The 15,759-nt window shown below is 45.5% G+C and carries 12 protein-coding genes; 2 read left to right on the top strand and 10 right to left on the bottom strand.

Going from position 1 to position 15,759, the window contains the following annotated elements; genetic code table 11:
- Window positions 1-60 precede the first annotated feature (60 nt).
- Both AB4Z50_RS03860 and AB4Z50_RS03855 read right to left on the bottom strand, forming a co-directional pair.
- The gene (locus AB4Z50_RS03860; RefSeq protein WP_441875879.1) at window positions 61-1,155 is read right to left on the bottom strand and encodes a sensor histidine kinase; all 1,095 of its coding nucleotides are present in this window, start codon (window positions 1,153-1,155) and stop codon (window positions 61-63) included.
- Entirely contained in the window at window positions 1,145-1,849 is a 705-nt protein-coding gene (locus AB4Z50_RS03855; RefSeq protein ID WP_339207922.1) for a response regulator transcription factor, read from the bottom strand. Before AB4Z50_RS03855 ends, AB4Z50_RS03860 begins: the two co-directional genes overlap by 11 nt.
- A gap of 242 nt (window positions 1,850-2,091) precedes the next feature.
- Here AB4Z50_RS03855 and ilvD point away from each other — a divergent pair, with 242 nt between their 5' ends.
- Complete coding sequence (ilvD, locus tag AB4Z50_RS03850; protein WP_076270807.1) at window positions 2,092-3,777, top strand: dihydroxy-acid dehydratase; 1,686 nt, start codon at window positions 2,092-2,094, stop codon at window positions 3,775-3,777.
- Window positions 3,778-3,953: 176 nt separating this feature from the next.
- On the opposite strand, the gene AB4Z50_RS03845 is transcribed toward ilvD, so the two are convergent.
- The gene (locus AB4Z50_RS03845; protein ID WP_441875875.1) at window positions 3,954-5,345 is read right to left on the bottom strand and encodes a polysaccharide deacetylase family protein; all 1,392 of its coding nucleotides are present in this window, start codon (window positions 5,343-5,345) and stop codon (window positions 3,954-3,956) included.
- Between the two features lie 166 nt (window positions 5,346-5,511).
- Between AB4Z50_RS03845 and ytvI the strand changes: the two genes are divergently transcribed.
- Window positions 5,512-6,675: a sporulation integral membrane protein YtvI gene (ytvI, locus tag AB4Z50_RS03840; protein ID WP_441875872.1), complete on the top strand. Its 1,164-nt coding sequence runs from the start codon at window positions 5,512-5,514 to the stop codon at window positions 6,673-6,675.
- A gap of 68 nt (window positions 6,676-6,743) precedes the next feature.
- On the opposite strand, the gene AB4Z50_RS03835 is transcribed toward ytvI, so the two are convergent.
- The 7 genes from AB4Z50_RS03835 to AB4Z50_RS03805 all read right to left on the bottom strand — a co-directional run bounded on the left by AB4Z50_RS03835 (window position 6,744) and on the right by AB4Z50_RS03805 (window position 15,751).
- Window positions 6,744-8,849, bottom strand: a complete 2,106-nt coding sequence (locus AB4Z50_RS03835) for a peptidoglycan D,D-transpeptidase FtsI family protein (RefSeq protein ID WP_441875869.1) — start codon at window positions 8,847-8,849, stop codon at window positions 6,744-6,746.
- Window positions 8,850-9,058: 209 nt separating this feature from the next.
- Entirely contained in the window at window positions 9,059-11,275 is a 2,217-nt protein-coding gene (locus AB4Z50_RS03830; protein WP_441875866.1) for a methyl-accepting chemotaxis protein, read from the bottom strand.
- Between the two features lie 198 nt (window positions 11,276-11,473).
- Window positions 11,474-12,736 carry a peptidase U32 family protein gene (locus tag AB4Z50_RS03825; RefSeq protein WP_339207918.1) on the bottom strand — a complete coding sequence of 421 codons (1,263 nt, stop codon included), beginning with the start codon at window positions 12,734-12,736 and terminating at the stop codon, window positions 11,474-11,476.
- Between the two features lie 95 nt (window positions 12,737-12,831).
- Entirely contained in the window at window positions 12,832-13,764 is a 933-nt protein-coding gene (locus AB4Z50_RS03820; RefSeq protein ID WP_441875863.1) for a peptidase U32 family protein, read from the bottom strand.
- 55 nt (window positions 13,765-13,819) lie between these two features.
- Window positions 13,820-14,926 carry an endolytic transglycosylase MltG gene (mltG, locus tag AB4Z50_RS03815; protein WP_441875860.1) on the bottom strand — a complete coding sequence of 369 codons (1,107 nt, stop codon included), beginning with the start codon at window positions 14,924-14,926 and terminating at the stop codon, window positions 13,820-13,822.
- A gap of 217 nt (window positions 14,927-15,143) precedes the next feature.
- A complete protein-coding gene (locus AB4Z50_RS03810) occupies window positions 15,144-15,455 on the bottom strand; it encodes a DUF1292 domain-containing protein (RefSeq protein ID WP_441875858.1) in 312 nt (103 codons plus the stop codon).
- Window positions 15,455-15,751, bottom strand: a complete 297-nt coding sequence (locus AB4Z50_RS03805) for a DUF1292 domain-containing protein (protein WP_076270813.1) — start codon at window positions 15,749-15,751, stop codon at window positions 15,455-15,457. Before AB4Z50_RS03805 ends, AB4Z50_RS03810 begins: the two co-directional genes overlap by 1 nt.
- Between the last annotated feature and the right edge of the window lie 8 nt (window positions 15,752-15,759).

Genomic DNA, 15,759 nt, shown 5'->3' with positions numbered 1-15,759 from the left:
CCAAGTATAGGAGAGTCAGTTTAAGGAGACCGTAAACAAACCATAAGAAACCCTTAATTATTAATTAATAATCGGCAATGTTATACGGAATGCCGTTTGCTCCGAATCACTCGTAACCGAAATCGTACCTTCATGCTTTTCAACGATGCCTTTGACAATGGCAAGCCCTAAGCCGGAACCGCCTGACCACTGTGTTCTTGATTTGTCTACGCGATAAAATCGTTCAAAAATATGAGGAATGTCCATCATTGGAATCGGTTCACCAAAATTAATAACCTCGATAACGGCTGCACTGCCCTCCAACTGAACAGTCACAACGACCTGTTTGCCGTCTCTGCCGTAATTCATGGCATTCACTATCAAGTTCTCGAATACACGCACAAGCTTGGCTGCATCTCCCTTGATCATGACTGACGTTTTATCTGTCACCAGCTTGCTCTGCATTCCCGCTTCCTCCAGCGGCAAACGAAACTGCACAAGCAGCTGTCCGAGCATTTCGATTAAATTAAAATTCGTTACTTTAAGCGCAGTCGTATCATGCCTCATTCTCGTATATTCAAAAAGATCATTAATGAGGACATTCAGCCGCATCGATTTTTCATAAGCGATTTGAACATAGTGGCGCAGCTCTACCTCGTCTCGATAACGATCCTGCTCAATAAGTCCCAAATACCCAAGCACTGACGTTAAAGGTGTTCGCAAATCATGGGAAACGTTCGTGATCAATTCGTTTTTGGTTTGCTCTGCCTTCCGCTCTTCCACGAGCGCATGATGGAGCCTTCCTGCCAAGCTGTTCATATTGGCTGCCATAGGACCAAATATATTTCTTTTCCGCACTTCGATTTTGTAATCCATATCATAGGTACCGTCAGCAATGCCGCGAACCGTCTTATTCATTTGACCGAGATAATGAAATAAGCTCCACTGGAGAATGATGTAGTAAAAAAGAGACATTACAATGCCCGCAGCACCATACACAAGCCGTCGATCAAACCTATCAATGAATTGATAAAAAACTCTCATTGGCCTTACATTATCGATAAGCCACATTCCGAACCCTAATAGGATATACAGTGAAAAGGCCGCTAGCACGGCGCTTATCGCGATATTCAGCAACGAACGGAAGACAAGCTTTAATGCAATGTTATCCTTCAATTTTATAGCCAACCCCCCAGACCGTGATGATCATCTTATCTCCAAGCTCCTTCTCCAGCTTATCTCTGAGCTTGCTAATATGGACCATTACCGTATTGTTGGAATCAAAATATTTTTCTTTCCACACCTGCTGGAAAATATCCTCCGCACTAAACACGCGGCCAGGCTGGCCAGCGAGCAAATGCAAAATGCCGAACTCAGTAGAAGTTAGATGCAGCGGATTGCCGTCTATTTCAGCCGTATGGCTCAGCTTATCGATCCGCAGCGGCCCAAGGCGAAGTTCCTTATCAAGTCGCGCCCCGTTATTCGCACTTGCTTGGCCGCTGTACTGATAGGATCTTCTCAGTAAAGAGCGTACTCTAGCGACAAGCTCAAGCGGATTAAACGGTTTGATCATATAATCGTCCGCACCGGTCATCAGCCCCATTATTTTGTCCATATCCTCCGCTTTTGCACTGAGCATTAGAATGGGGACCGATTGATCGCGCCTGAGCCGCCTCGTAGCCTCCAGCCCATCCATATTCGGCATCATGATGTCTAAGATGACTAAGTCAAACGGATCTCGCGCATAAGCAAGCAGCGCCTGCTCCCCGTCATACGCCTTTTCGGTAATAAACCCTTCATTTTTCAAATAGATCTCTATAAGATCGGCAATTTCCCGCTCATCATCAACAATTAATACTCTTCTTTCCAATTTCAAGCGCCTCCTTATTCATCTTCAAATTATTCTCATCGTTACCAATGAGCATACTATACATGAATAACCTGCATCATGTCCTATTGTTTCACGGAATATCACAATGTTTAAGCCATTTTTAATGTTTTTTTAACATTTATTTGCGAAACGCCTTTCGGCCCTCCGTTATAGCCAACGCCTGTCCGTTGTGATAAAATCGAGAGTATTGATATTTTAATAAGCATATAGGGGGAACTTACATGGCGGCCAAAAGAATGCGTTCAGACATGATCAAAAAAGGATTCGACCGCGCACCGCACCGCAGCTTGCTTCGCGCCGCAGGCGTAAAAGAGGAAGATTTTGACAAGCCGTTTATCGCGGTTTGCAACTCGTATATTGATATTATTCCTGGTCACGTTCATCTACAGGAGTTCGGCAAGCTCGTTAAAGAAGCGATCCGTGAAGCTGGCGGCGTTCCTTTCGAATTTAACACAATCGGCGTTGATGATGGTATTGCAATGGGTCACATCGGTATGCGTTATTCACTTGCCAGCCGTGAAATTATTGCCGATTCCATTGAAACAGTCGTAAATGCTCACTGGTTTGACGGTATGGTTTGTATTCCGAACTGTGACAAAATTACACCGGGCATGATCATGGGCGCACTTCGCGTCAATATCCCGACTATGCTTGTAAGCGGCGGACCTATGAAAGCCGGTAAAACATCCGATGGTCGTTCAATTTCACTCTCCAGCGTATTTGAAGGCGTAGGCGCTCACCAAGCTGGTAAAATCAATGACGATCAACTGATGGAGCTTGAACAATTCGGTTGTCCGACTTGCGGCTCTTGCTCCGGTATGTTTACGGCAAACTCCATGAACTGCTTGGCAGAAGGCATGGGACTTGCAATGCCTGGTAACGGCACGATTCTTGCTGTTTCTCCAGAACGCAAAGAGTTCGTTAAAGACGCTGCTCGCCAATTGATGAAAATCATCGAGCTAGGCATCAAACCTCGCGACATCGTTACAAAAGATACAATCGACAATGCATTTGCTCTAGATATGGCAATGGGCGGCTCAACAAACACAGTTCTTCACACGCTAGCAATCGCGCATGAAGCTGGAATCGAGTACCCAATTGAGCGTATTAACGAAGTAGCTGAACGCGTACCGCATTTGGCAAAAATCGCTCCTGCATCCGATTATCACATTGAAGATGTGCATAATGCAGGCGGCGTAAGTGCTGTCCTTAATGAGCTGTTCAAGAAAGAAGGCGCATTGCATGGTGACTGCATCACCGTTACTGGCAAAACGCTTCGTGAAAATGTTATTGGCTGTGAAATTCAAGACACCGATGTTATTCATACCATCGACAACCCGCATACAGAACGCGGCGGTTTAGCTGTACTATTTGGTAATCTGGCTCCTCACGGCGCTATTATCAAAACAGGTGCAGTTGACAAGTCCGTTGGCGGCTACCACAAAGGTCCTGCTATCTGTTTCGATTCCCAAGACGAAGCGCTTCACGGCATCGCTAACGGAAAAATCAAAGAAGGTCATGTCGTAGTCATTCGTTACGAAGGACCACGCGGCGGCCCAGGTATGCCAGAAATGCTAGCACCAACTTCGCAAATCGTAGGTATGGGACTCGGCGCTAAGGTTGCCCTCATTACAGACGGACGTTTCTCCGGCGCATCTCGCGGCATCAGCATCGGCCACGCTTCTCCTGAAGCAGCTGAAGGCGGCCCTATCGCTTTCGTACAAGACGGCGATATCATCGAGATCGACATGAACAACCGTACGATGGATCTTCTTATTAGCGACGAAGAGTTCGAGAAACGCCGTTCCGAATGGAAAGGCTTCGAGCTAAAAATCAAGCGCGGCTACTTGGCTCGCTACGCTCACCTTGTTACATCTGCCAGCACGGGCGGCGTAATGAAAATGTAGTTATCGCCTTCAGCATCCTCTGGATGCTGAAGCAGCTTTGAGCAAAAAATATAAGGTAAGTTAGAGGAAGTGATTTCCTTCCTTATATTAAAACAAAAGGAGTGCAGGCTGGAAACAGCCTGCACTCCTTTATTTATTTAACATTCATTTGGATAAATGTCTTTTATATCTCAACATTAAATCGCTGTTGTTTTTGTACCTAACTGCGCAGCTTCGTCGGCTGCTGCGTTTAAAGTTCTCTCTACTGTCTGGCTTATATCTTGAATCATGTTCAGCTGTGCCGTTGCATAGGACCTAATCGTTGCGACGGGCATTAACAGCATACGCGGCGAGATCAGTTCTCTTTTCTTCTTGCTCTGAGAAGTCTGCTTCGTGTTCGTTAATACTTTAATCAATACACGCAAGTACACACGCGATGATCTGGCAAACCAGCCCTCAGGTAGCTGAAATATTTCAAATCCCAATCGATCAGCCCCGCGATGGATCATGGTAACCCCATATACCGCTTTGATGTCATTCGCATCTGTATCTTCAGCAAGCTGATTTGCGAGCAGCGGAAGAGCTTGCTCCACTTCACGAAGCATGCGAATACCTGTAGCTACAGGGGATTTTGAGGTTGCTGCAATCATCGACAATTTCTTGTTGTCAAAATGCAGTTCTGCAATACGGTCTCCCTTTGAGACGCGTCCTCCCTCTGCTAATTCAATGTCCTGGYCAGTGTATGTGGTCACCCGGTAATGAAACGCTGCATCCTTCACATCTCCTACGGTCTTCAGACGGAATACGACGTGAAACAGACGCTCCCATGTCAGCCAAAGCGATATCATCGCTTTCTTCAAGAGTGATGTATGAGAAGCACGCGCTGCTTCAGATCGCTTCATCATTTCTTCAATGCCAACAAAGCGGAAACCTTGCTTCGTACCTTCTTCTAAGTAAGCCTCAAGTGCCGTAAGCATATTTCTCGGTGCATCCTTGTCCGCCCCAAAGGTCATGCCGCAATCATGCAATAGAATGACTTCACCTGGCCGAAGCTTTTTCATCATCCGGTTTTTCAATCGTTCTGACCCTAAACGTATCCGCCAATCACCGAACATTGCCGACCACAAAATAATTTGCAAATGGCCTAAGTTCGCATAATCGAATACATTTACGATTCCCCATGGCGGGCGATAATAAGTCGATCGCAATCCCGTAGCTTGCTCAATAATGTCAAGCGTACGCTCGATTTGGCGCTTAACCGTCCTCGGACGCATTAACCAGTTCGATTTATGAACGTAATTATGGACACCAATATTGTGACCCTCATCCTTCATCCGCTTCAGCAGCTCTTCTTGTCCCTCGGCATGTGAGCCGACAACAAAAAAGGTTGCCTTCGCATTGTAGCGGGCAAGAAGATCGAGCAATTGCGGCGTATAGATCTCATCTGGCCCATCATCGAACGTTAAAGATATTTCGTTTCCCACACGGCCCTTCTTAAAAACACGAAAGCCAAAAGTACGGCTAATGAGGCCAGGAAGAAACGCATAGAAGGATGCTACGTATAATCCCCATAACAGCAAATTTTCCATTTTGTTTTCCCCACCGTTATATGATTTAGTCGACGAATAAATAGCGGTACAAAACAACAACAGTAGTATTAATTGTAGCATAACGCAATTAAAAATAGGCATCTTTTTAAAAACTATAGTACAATCTTTATGGAAATATGAATATGGAAAAAGAAGGAGAAACATTATGCTGCCCTTTTACAAAAAGTATTGGCGAACCGCCTTTGACATCGCACTCATTGCACTAACTGTCTATTTAATTATGTTTTCTTTCAGCTATTTGTACCGAATCGCAACGCCTATATTTTTATCCTTTCTCATTTTCTTATGTATTGAGCCGCTGGCAAGGCGTCTAAATAAGCTTGGCATGAAAAAATCGATCGCTTCCGGCATTTCGATTCTGCTGTTCACTTTAATTTTACTTACCGCCTTCTCAGGCGCTGCTTATCTAATTACGAAGCAAGGAACTGAGCTCGTTAACAACTTTCCGAAATATCAAGAAATGCTCGCTGTTCAAATCGCTAATCTGACTGAAGAGGTGCAAACCAGATTTGGGAATCTGCCCGCAGATTTGGATTTGGTTCAGCGCTCCAAAGACCTCATTGAAGGTGCTTCTTCAACCTTGGCATTGTTTGGAAAGACTGTACTGCTTAGCATCATCGGGTACGTCACATCCTTCTCAACTTTCATCTTTAATTTTGTAGTCGGGATTATATTAGCTTATTTCTTAAGCATCGAAATTACGACTTGGAAAAAGACGGCCGAGGACAAAACGCCAAACACCTTCAAAACGGCATTTTTCTTCCTTAGAAACAATGTATTTAAAGGAATCGCGTTATATATTAAAGCGCAAGCCAAGATGATTAGTATCACCTTTGTCGTTATTTTGATCGCGCTCCTTCTGCTGCGCGTAGAAAATGCTTTTGTCATAGCAGTCGTATCCGCTATCTTCGACATTTTGCCGCTGCTAGGCGTAGGCACTATTTTTATCCCATGGATTATTTACTTAATTATTGTCGGCAAAGTCTCGCTTGCCATTTGGCTGTCCGTCCTCTTTCTCGCAGTTGTGCTTACACGCCAAATTCTTGAACCAAAAATTACAGGCGACTCCTTAGGCGTATCCGCCTTTACAATGCTCGCTTTCATGATTGTATCCTTATCGCTTTTTGGCGTCGCAGGTGTCATATTATCACCTATTCTTATGATCTTAATCAAAGCGCTGTATGATCAAGGGTATCTCCACCGCTGGATTCATGCTCCGCAGGGGGAATACGACAACCCTCCGGACAAGCCGGACGACGCTGATAGTATATCGGTGAAAATAAATAACAAGGACATCAAGGAACAATAATACGCAAATAAAACAGAGCCACCCCATTGCAAACGAACGTTGATTCGTCTGCAATGGGGTGGCTCATTTTATTTGGAATGGCGTGCGGCGATATCCATGACGCCGCGAAAGAGCTTAGTCGCCTGGTGCGAGCTTCCAGGCGGCTTGTTCTCCACGAGGACGGCTACCGCGTATCGTGGAGCTTTGACCGGGCCGTAGCCCGCAAACCACTGGTGGTTGCGGGCGATTCCGGCCTGAGTCGTTTCGGCGGTGCCGGATTTGCCGGCAATCGCCCACAGCCCTTGGCGGATCGATCGACCGGTTCCATGGTCGACGACCGCCTGCATGCCGCGCAGCAGCGCATGCGCCGTGGCCGGTTTAATCCGGCCACGGATCGCTTGCGCGCGCTGCGCGGGCAGCTTCACCATCCGCTGGCCGTTGGCATAGCGGATTTCACTCACTAGGCGCGGCTCCATTACGCGCCCCTCATTCAGCAGCGTTACAATCAGATTTGCCGCTTGCAGTGGCGACATCCTTACATCACGCYGCCCAAGCGCGCTTTGCGCGAGCACACCGCCATCGACGCCAGCCAGCATGGCTGCTTCTTCCCGCGCTTGCTGCGCCGCGTCAAACTTCCCGCTCCGCTTCTCATTACGCTTGCCATTGCCACTGTCACTGCCTCTGCCGTTATCATTGCCGTTATCATTGCCACTTCCACTGCCAAAGCCATTCTCATTGTCACTGCTACTACCATTACCACTGCCATTCTCATTGTCACTGCCACTGCCACTACCACTGCCACTGCCACTGCCACTGCCACTGCCACTGCCATTATCATGCTCATTCTCACCCATCTCACCGCCGCTATTCCAAGCAAACTCGCTCTTAACGGCTGCAAACAGCTGTCCGCGATCTTCTTCCTCAAGCAGTCTCAGAGGCGATGTAAAGGGGCCAAAAGCTTCATCGCGATGCCAGCCCGCTTGCTGCCCTATCCCGAGCAAATCCGCGGTCCGCTTCAACTGCTTAGCTTCAAGCCGCTCAGCCAGCGTTGCAAACACAATATTGCATGATTGCGCCAAGCCCTCTTGGAGCGTCAAGCGGCCGTGTCCACCTTCCTTCCAGCAGGATAAGCCATATTTGCCATATTCACCATTGCAAAAAAACGTTTCATGCTGATTCACTACACCCGCTTCCAGCGCAGCTGCTTCCGCAACTAGCTTGAACACAGAGCCGGGAGCGACCGCCTTGATTGCATGATTAGCCCACTCGCTGCCGTCGGAGCTTTGGAACCGTCCTGGCTTCAATTGCGGCCGTGATACCATCGCTACAATATCCGCATTGCTCGCATCCAGCACAACGATTGCTCCCTCTTGCAAGCCTTGTGCATCCACATACGCTTCGATTTCGTTTTGCAGCTGCAAATCAATCGTCGTCATCGCTTTAAGAGGATAATATCGATTGCCAGGCTGCGTAATCCGCATATCAAGGCCGTGCATAGGAGCATTACGTCCATCCAGGAAGTAGGAAACAGAAGTAGCCCCTACTCCATGCAGCAGCTTGTCCAGCGATTTCTCAAGACCCGACCCGCCAACCTGATCTACCAGCTTTCTTTTGCCGCTTACGAGATCTTCCGCATGGTTAGTCTGCAGCCACTCAGGATGCTGGCTTGTAAAGCCAATCAGATGCTTCGCATCAAAATCCGGCAAATAGCGATTGCGATAAGGAAGCACACGTATACCGTTTAGCTCAAGTTTTTTTAGGCGGGTAATTTGATCATTTGTCAGTCGCAAAGGCGCTTGCATCCCATCAGCCTTCCAAAACACAGGCTCTCGCACAGCATCCCATTTCTGCTGCAGCTGCTCCGTGGTTACGCCTAGTAAGCGGCTAAGCTCAGCTAAACTCTTCTCTTGACCACGCAGCTCTGCCCGTACGGGAAATAAGGCAACGGCCGAGTAAGTTTCACCTGTTATCGGTTTTCCATAGCGATCATAAAAGTCACCTCTGCCTGTGTCCAGCACCAAGTTTCGTTGACGCTGCTGAACTGACAGTCGTTGCCATCCTCCCCGGTTTGCCAGTGGAGAAAGGACCGCTGAAGAAGAGCTTCCAGGCATCAATTGAATCCAAGCTAAGCGGCCAATATAAAGCATCATTATTAAACTAATGAAACAAGCAGCCATAGTTATTCGTTTAATCATGTCCTGTTCTCATCCTGCGAAAGCTCCTTTTTAATGCTGCCTAATGTTTAATGAGCGCTGGAATCGTTGTTATACGTTCATTATCTCCTTCCGCGGTTCTCCTTCAAACATCCATTCTATTTTCTACAACAAAAAAAAGAGCTGTTCAGCATTAACTGCCTGAATAGCTCTTCCTTCAATATTATCAATTTAATAGGATACCGTGATTGCTAATTAATTTTAAATTTAGAAAGTGAATCCTTGAGCTCACGAGACACCGTATCCAGCTTCTCCGACAAGCGCACCATACCGTCGCTAATGCTTAACTGTTCTGTGCTAAGTGATGCAACTTCTTCTGATGTAGCGGAAGATTCTTCAGCTACCGCACTCACGTTAGTCATCGCTTCGCCTAATACGACTTGCGATTCATCCAATTGCCCGATTGAATCCGTAACAAGATCCAGCTTCTTAACTAGTTCTCCCATTTGGCCAGAAACGGTTAAGAAAATTTGATTCGCTTCTTTTACAGAACCGATTTGCTCTTGGAATAACGGATAAGCATCGGACAAAACATGAACGGTCTCGTCAATCTCGCCTCTAATTTTCTCCGTGATTTGACCAACAACGTCAATGGATTGGCGGCTTTGATCCGCCAGCTTGCGAATTTCATCGGCAACGACCATAAAGCCTTTTCCTGCTGCGCCAGCGCGAGCAGCTTCAATCGTCGCATTCAATGACAAGATGTTCGTTTGCTTCGTTAAGCTGTTGAGCACGTCTAGGATTTTTACGATTGAGCCAGTGCTTTCCTTCAAAGCATCAACCTTCTCTACCATAGAACGGGTCATTTCTTCTGTCATGCTCGTTTTTTGAATAAGTACGCCCATATAGTTTGTTCCTTGCTCACTTGCCTTCTCAACGGCTTGCGCAGAGTTCACCATTTGTTCGTTGGCTGCAATAACTTTTTTCATTTGAACATCGATGTTTCCTGTAAGGTCAGAACCTCGCTCCGCTTCAACAGCCAAGCTTGTTGCTCCTCCCGCGATCTCTTCTGTTGCGACTGCAATCTCCTTAGCAGAAATAGCTGTTTTCCGAGAAGCATCTCCGAGCTCAGTAGCTGTAACCAGTACATCCTCAGCTGATCTTGTCGTTTGTACCGCTAGAGCAGTTATTTGTGTCATCATAAGATTAAAGCTGTCGCTTAGCTCACCAATTTCATCTTGGCGTTTTTTCATGACAGATCGTACGGTCAGGTTGCCGCTTGCTCCTTCAGTCATTAGGTTGCGAAGCTTAACCAGTGGCTGTGCAATCGTCATAATTACGAGAATACCGATTGCAATTGCAATAAGTGCTGCGATAAATACCGTAATCCATGTCAAATTTTGAATCGCTTTAGCATCTTTTACTAGTTCTTTTACCGGTACCGTGCCTAGCAGCTTCCAGTTCATCGTTTCGAATGTTTTGTATGTAGCCAAAACCTCAGCACCGTTTGTCGTTTTCATTTTCGACGAATCCTCAAGCGCTTTATCGCCTTCGGTTGGGAATGTAATACTCGCTGGCTTGCCTACCAATTCTGGATCATTATTTGTAATATATTCACCGTTTGCATTCACGATCGAAAGCTGGCTTCCTTCACCAAGGTTAACTTCTTCGAAGCGTTTCGCAAGCGTCGAGGCTTGCACCTCCAGCAGCAGTACATAAGATGCTTCACTTGAAGTTATATCTTTAATGAGTCGACTCAAGCCTATAGTTGGCGCACCCGCTGGATCTGACATGCCTTCAGGCTGTGGCGGAATCCAGTTTGTTTTCCCCGCATTTTCGACAGTTTCCATAAACCATGCTGTTTTCATTAATTTCTCCGCAGTGCCGGTGGTTGCCCGGCCGGATGTTACAACCGTCAATTTCGGATTTACTGGCAGCAGCATCATGGAAACGATCGTATTATTACCCATAACGTAAGATTGCATTTTGTCGCTTAAATTACGCGATGCCTCAAACTTGCTGAAATCGTCATCGCCGTCAAGCATTTTCCTTACAATTTCATGGAAGCTTTTATCAATTAATATTTGCAGCGATAAATCCTCATACGTCTTGAAAATAACGTCCATATTGTTTGCAACCTGATTGATCGTTTGAAAGCTTGCTTCTGAAACTTTATTTTCAATAATCGACTTCGACTTTGAATAAGCCATTAGACCTACTGTCAATACACACGCGATAATACTGCAAAAGATAATCGTAAACAGCTTCGTTCCTACTGATTTAATTGGATTTGACAGCTTTGTGCTTTTTACAGATACCGTCGCTGCCTTTGCTGCTTGTGATAAAGATTGCATTTTTGATGACGCTTTCATACTTGTACCTGACTTAATTTCGTTTGTGCTATTTTGCTCTTTTTCCTGTTTCTGTTTCTTTGTTTTCTTCTTTTTTTGTTCTTCTTGGTTTTCCATGAGGGAAGACACCGCCTTTAATATTGTAAGTCCAAAATAGTACGTTTGCTGCTAGCGCATCTTGCCGAAATATGTATTTACAGTAGATTTACAGTATATTATTTTATATCGACACATTCTTGTCATTTCATAATAATAAATACAAAAAAAAGAGTCTTATTTTCTAAAAAAATAAGACTCTAGTCATGTTTTGCCTATTTACTTCTTCCCGATCTTCTTTCTCATCATATCCATCGGTTTAACCGGCTTTAACGTACGAATGCGAATATGCTGCAAAGGATGGCGAGCCGCTTCAAGCGCATTGCCGTCTGTATCCGTAATTTCGGTTACCGTTTGCTTGAAAAAAGTACCCTTCGGTCCAACAAATTCGATTTCTTGTCCGAGTTTAAAGTGATTGCGCTGCTGCACGATCGCAAAACCCGTTTTATCATTATAATCTACGACTACTCCAGCAAAATCATATGGCGCTGCTTTTTCCTCTGGCTCATAAATATGATCCTCCGCACCCGGTGTATCAAGGAAAAATCCAGTGTTTAGCGGACGGTTGGCAGCCTTATTTATCTCATCCACCCATTCCTGCTTCAGCTCGAAATGCTCAGGATCTGCAAAATACGCATCAATCGCTTGACGATAAACATTAACGACCGTCGCTACATAGTGGATGCTTTTCATTCGTCCTTCGATTTTGAAACTGTCAACGCCAACTTCGATAAGCTCCGGCAAATATTCAATCATGCATAGATCTTTAGAGCCCATAGTGAACTTATCTTCTTCTTCCGGGTACATTGGCATATCGTCAACAAACAAATCGTATTTCCAGCGACATGACTGACAGCAGCCTCCACGATTGGAGTCACGATCCGTAAAATGATTAGACAATACGCAGCGACCAGAGAAAGATGAGCACATCGCACCATGAATAAACGCTTCGATCTCAATATCAACATTTTTTTTAATTTCTGCAATGTCTTTAAAGCTCGTTTCACGGGCCAGCACAACGCGTGGCAAGCCTTCTTCCTTCCAGAACTGCACAGCCTGCCAATTCAGCGTGGATTGCTGCGTGCTCAAATGAACCTCAAGCTTAGGAGCTACTCGCTGCGCCGTTTCAATAATGGCAGGATCTGCGGCAATGATAGCTGAGATTCCTGCTGCTTCAAGATTGCGCAAGTAGTCTTCAAGTCCCTCTACATCCTCATTGTGCGCATATATATTTGTCGCGACAAACACCTTTGCACCATAGCGGTTGGCGAACTCAACGCCTTCCTTCATTTCTTCAAAGCTGAAATTGTCTGCATTGGAGCGCAAGCCGTACTTTTGACCGCCGATATAAACCGCGTCAGCTCCGTAATGAATCGCGAATTTCAGCTTCTCTAAATTTCCGGCTGGTGCGAGTAGCTCCGGCTTGTCAAGCCGATGGCGTTTGCCTTGATAGCGAGGTGTCGTCTTCTCAATTGTTGTCACTATGTGTACCTCCTAAGTTTTGCGAAGCAAAACTCACTTCGTAAGCATTAACTTTGGTTTTGCGAAGCAAAACTCACTTCGTAAGCATTAACATATTAATAGACTTGCTCTTTGAAGAAGAAGCCAAAACTCAGCTCTCGCTGCGGATTCTGGACTTTCTTAATCGCGTCAAGCCATTCCTCTTGGAAAATGTAGCCCTCTGGATCAGCCAAATAGGCATTGATTGCTTGCCGATATGAGCGCACAACAATTTCGTTGTACTCGGTAGATTTCATTAATCCCTCAATCTTCAAGCTGGTTACTTTAGCATCCAGCAGCTCATGAAGGTTCTCTACCATACAAACATCATCCGAGCTCATAATATGAGTGCCATTCGCATCTTCGTAGATTGGATAACGCTCGTCCTGCCGCTCCGCTTCCATCACATAAAGCCCGCGATCCTTGTCTTTCTCCGGAAGCCGATCCGTCTCCGACTGATGCTCCATATAGCTCTCTACAAGCGAACGCTTTGAATGATAAATATTCGTCATCCCATGCACATGTACTTGAACCTCAAGTTCTGTACTAGCCGTTGTCTCGCAAACCTGATCCATATTGAGTTCGCGTGCGAGCACATATCTAGTCGCACCTCTGCGGCCCCAATAATTAGCTGTAACATAATTAGTTGAGGTCATTTCGGCATTCCAGTGCAGCGCCATGCCTGGGGCATGCAACCTAGCAGCCATTAAGACCGCAGGGTCGCCGAATACTAGTGCATCAACGCCAGCTTCAGCAAGCGAGGATACATAATCATTTAATGAATCCGCTGCTTCATTATCCATAAGATTGTTAAGGGCAGCATAGATTTTCACACCCTTAGGCTTAGCGAGCTTTACGGCCTGCGCTATCATTTCTTTGTTAAACTCTCCTGCTAATCGCATACCGTAGCGTGCTTCGCCAATGACAAAAGCATCCGCGCCTGCTGCCATGAGCCTCTCCAGCTCTTCTATAGATGCAGCGGTAGCTAACAATTCCGGCTTGTACGCCATACTTGATCCTCCTTAAAAACACCGTGAAGCTTCGTTTCCTATCTAATCGTTATGACTACCCAGCCGTCTGATTACTTTTCTCGATGTTTTTCAAATGCTCTTTATATGTTTTTGCGAACAAATGAGTCTGACTTCCATCCTTCTTGGTTACATAGAAAAAATATTCCGTATCTTCCGGATATATAGCCGCTTCAATCGACTTAAGACTTGGACTTGCGATAGGTCCAGGCGGCAAACCTTCTACCTTATACGTGTTATAAGGACTGTCTACGAGCAAATCCTTCTCGTAAAGACGTTCCTTTGGCTTATCTAATGAATATTGAACGGTAGCATCAATTTGCAGCTTCATGCCATCGGCAATCCGGTTGTAAATAATGCCCGATACGAGAGCTCTTTCCTCGTCCACAACGACTTCACGCTCTACAAGCGACGCGATTGTCAGCATATCATGAAAGGACATTTTTTTCTCTTCAAGCACTTCCATCCAGCCCTCTGGAAGCTCAGCAAGCTTCCGGTCGAGTTCAAGCGCCATCCGTTTAATAATATCTTCTTCTGTGCTTTCTTTTTTCATCTCATACGTTTCAGGGAACAGATAACCTTCAAGACGCTGATGCAGCTTATCGTTATTGGGAATGGAGCGAACAGCCTCCGCATCACCCCAATTGTTTTCCGATGCAATTAATCCAATAAACTTTTCTTTGTTGATCAATTTCTCTTGAGCAAGCTTGTCAGCAATTTGCAATACGGTAAAGCCCTCAGGAATCGTGAATCGAATCGTTTCTGCTTCTACGGTGTCGCCAGCATTTAGCTTGGCTATAATGGCTTCATTATTCATGCCGGGGTTCAGCTCATAAAGTCCCGCCTGAAAGCGGCCGCCTTGATCCTTAAGCTTCAAGTAATATTTAAATATAAATGCATTTTTAATAATCCCTTGCTCTTCCAGTAATTCTGCAACCTCATTCGCTGATGTTCCTCTTGGAATATCAATCTTCTGAACCGCACCAGCAGCTGTTGGCTTCAAGCTGCTCCACACATATAAAGCAACGCTTCCAGCACCTATAATCATAATTCCTAACAAGCTTAAAATAACCCATAATGTAATGCGGCTTTTCCTCGGTCCCGATGATGATTGTTGCTCAAGGTGCTGTGATGACTTGTCCAAAATTAGACCCCCTTTTTTATAATGCATCATTTTCGGTATATCGATTTGCGCAGGCGAAATGGCTGAGACCATCCTATGGTGGCTCAGCTGAAAATGCTGTTAAACAGGTCAATGAAGAGAATTACAACCGCATGTTTGAGTAATTAACGCTAAACATGGAACAAAAGAGCGGTTATTGGCCGCTCTCTCGTTAGATGCATATACATTAGACGACGTTTTATGGACGCTCGTCAGTAGCAAACAATAAATCATCGTACGCTTCTGATGCAGCTTCCCACTCTTCATCGTTTTCGATGTTTTCCAGCTGCGGTTCACCATCGACTTGAATGACGCGGAATAGCTCAACATCATCCTCGCCACGCATCGGATCCGATTGCAGGGCTGCATAAATGCGATCCCCTAGCTGAAACTCAGCTTTAATATCGTATACCTCTACGCTGCCGTCATCTGCTTCAAGCTCAATTTCATTGCCGAATGYCGCTCGTAGCGTATTCAGCTTCTTAGGTGCTTCATGCTCTGTGCCGGACATTAATTTTCTTCCTCCATCTCACCAAGGAGAGTGTTGAACGTTTCCTCAACCATATTCCATTCTTCTTCATCTTCAATGGTATACAGCTTCAGGTCATCGCCTTCTTCTTCATAACGGAAAGCATATACTTCATCTTCCTCGTCATTTTCTCCATGAAGCGGAACTACCATCATATATTTCTGATCGGAACCATCAACTTCAAATTTCATGATGACTTCGAATTCCTCTTCGTTTCCTTCTTCATCCGGGATATAAATAATTTCCGGCTCTTCGAATTCCAACTCTTCATTTGTCATGTTTACCC

The sequence above is a fragment of the Paenibacillus sp. 2TAB26 genome (assembly GCF_052115145.1).
Lineage (GTDB): Bacteria > Bacillota > Bacilli > Paenibacillales > Paenibacillaceae > Pristimantibacillus.
The sequence above is the reverse complement of the archived record's forward strand: the minus strand, read 5'-3'. Positions and strand labels throughout refer to the sequence as shown.

What these genes read in the sequence shown, in the direction of transcription:
- AB4Z50_RS03805 (WP_076270813.1), bottom strand. Translation starts at nt 15,751, where the DNA reads ATGACAAATGAAGAGTTGGAATTCGAAGAGCCGGAAATTATTTATATC.
- ilvD (WP_076270807.1), top strand. Translation starts at nt 2,092, where the DNA reads ATGGCGGCCAAAAGAATGCGTTCAGACATGATCAAAAAAGGATTCGAC.
- AB4Z50_RS03820 (WP_441875863.1), bottom strand. Translation starts at nt 13,764, where the DNA reads ATGGCGTACAAGCCGGAATTGTTAGCTACCGCTGCATCTATAGAAGAG.
- ytvI (WP_441875872.1), top strand. Translation starts at nt 5,512, where the DNA reads ATGCTGCCCTTTTACAAAAAGTATTGGCGAACCGCCTTTGACATCGCA.
- AB4Z50_RS03830 (WP_441875866.1), bottom strand. Translation starts at nt 11,275, where the DNA reads ATGGAAAACCAAGAAGAACAAAAAAAGAAGAAAACAAAGAAACAGAAA.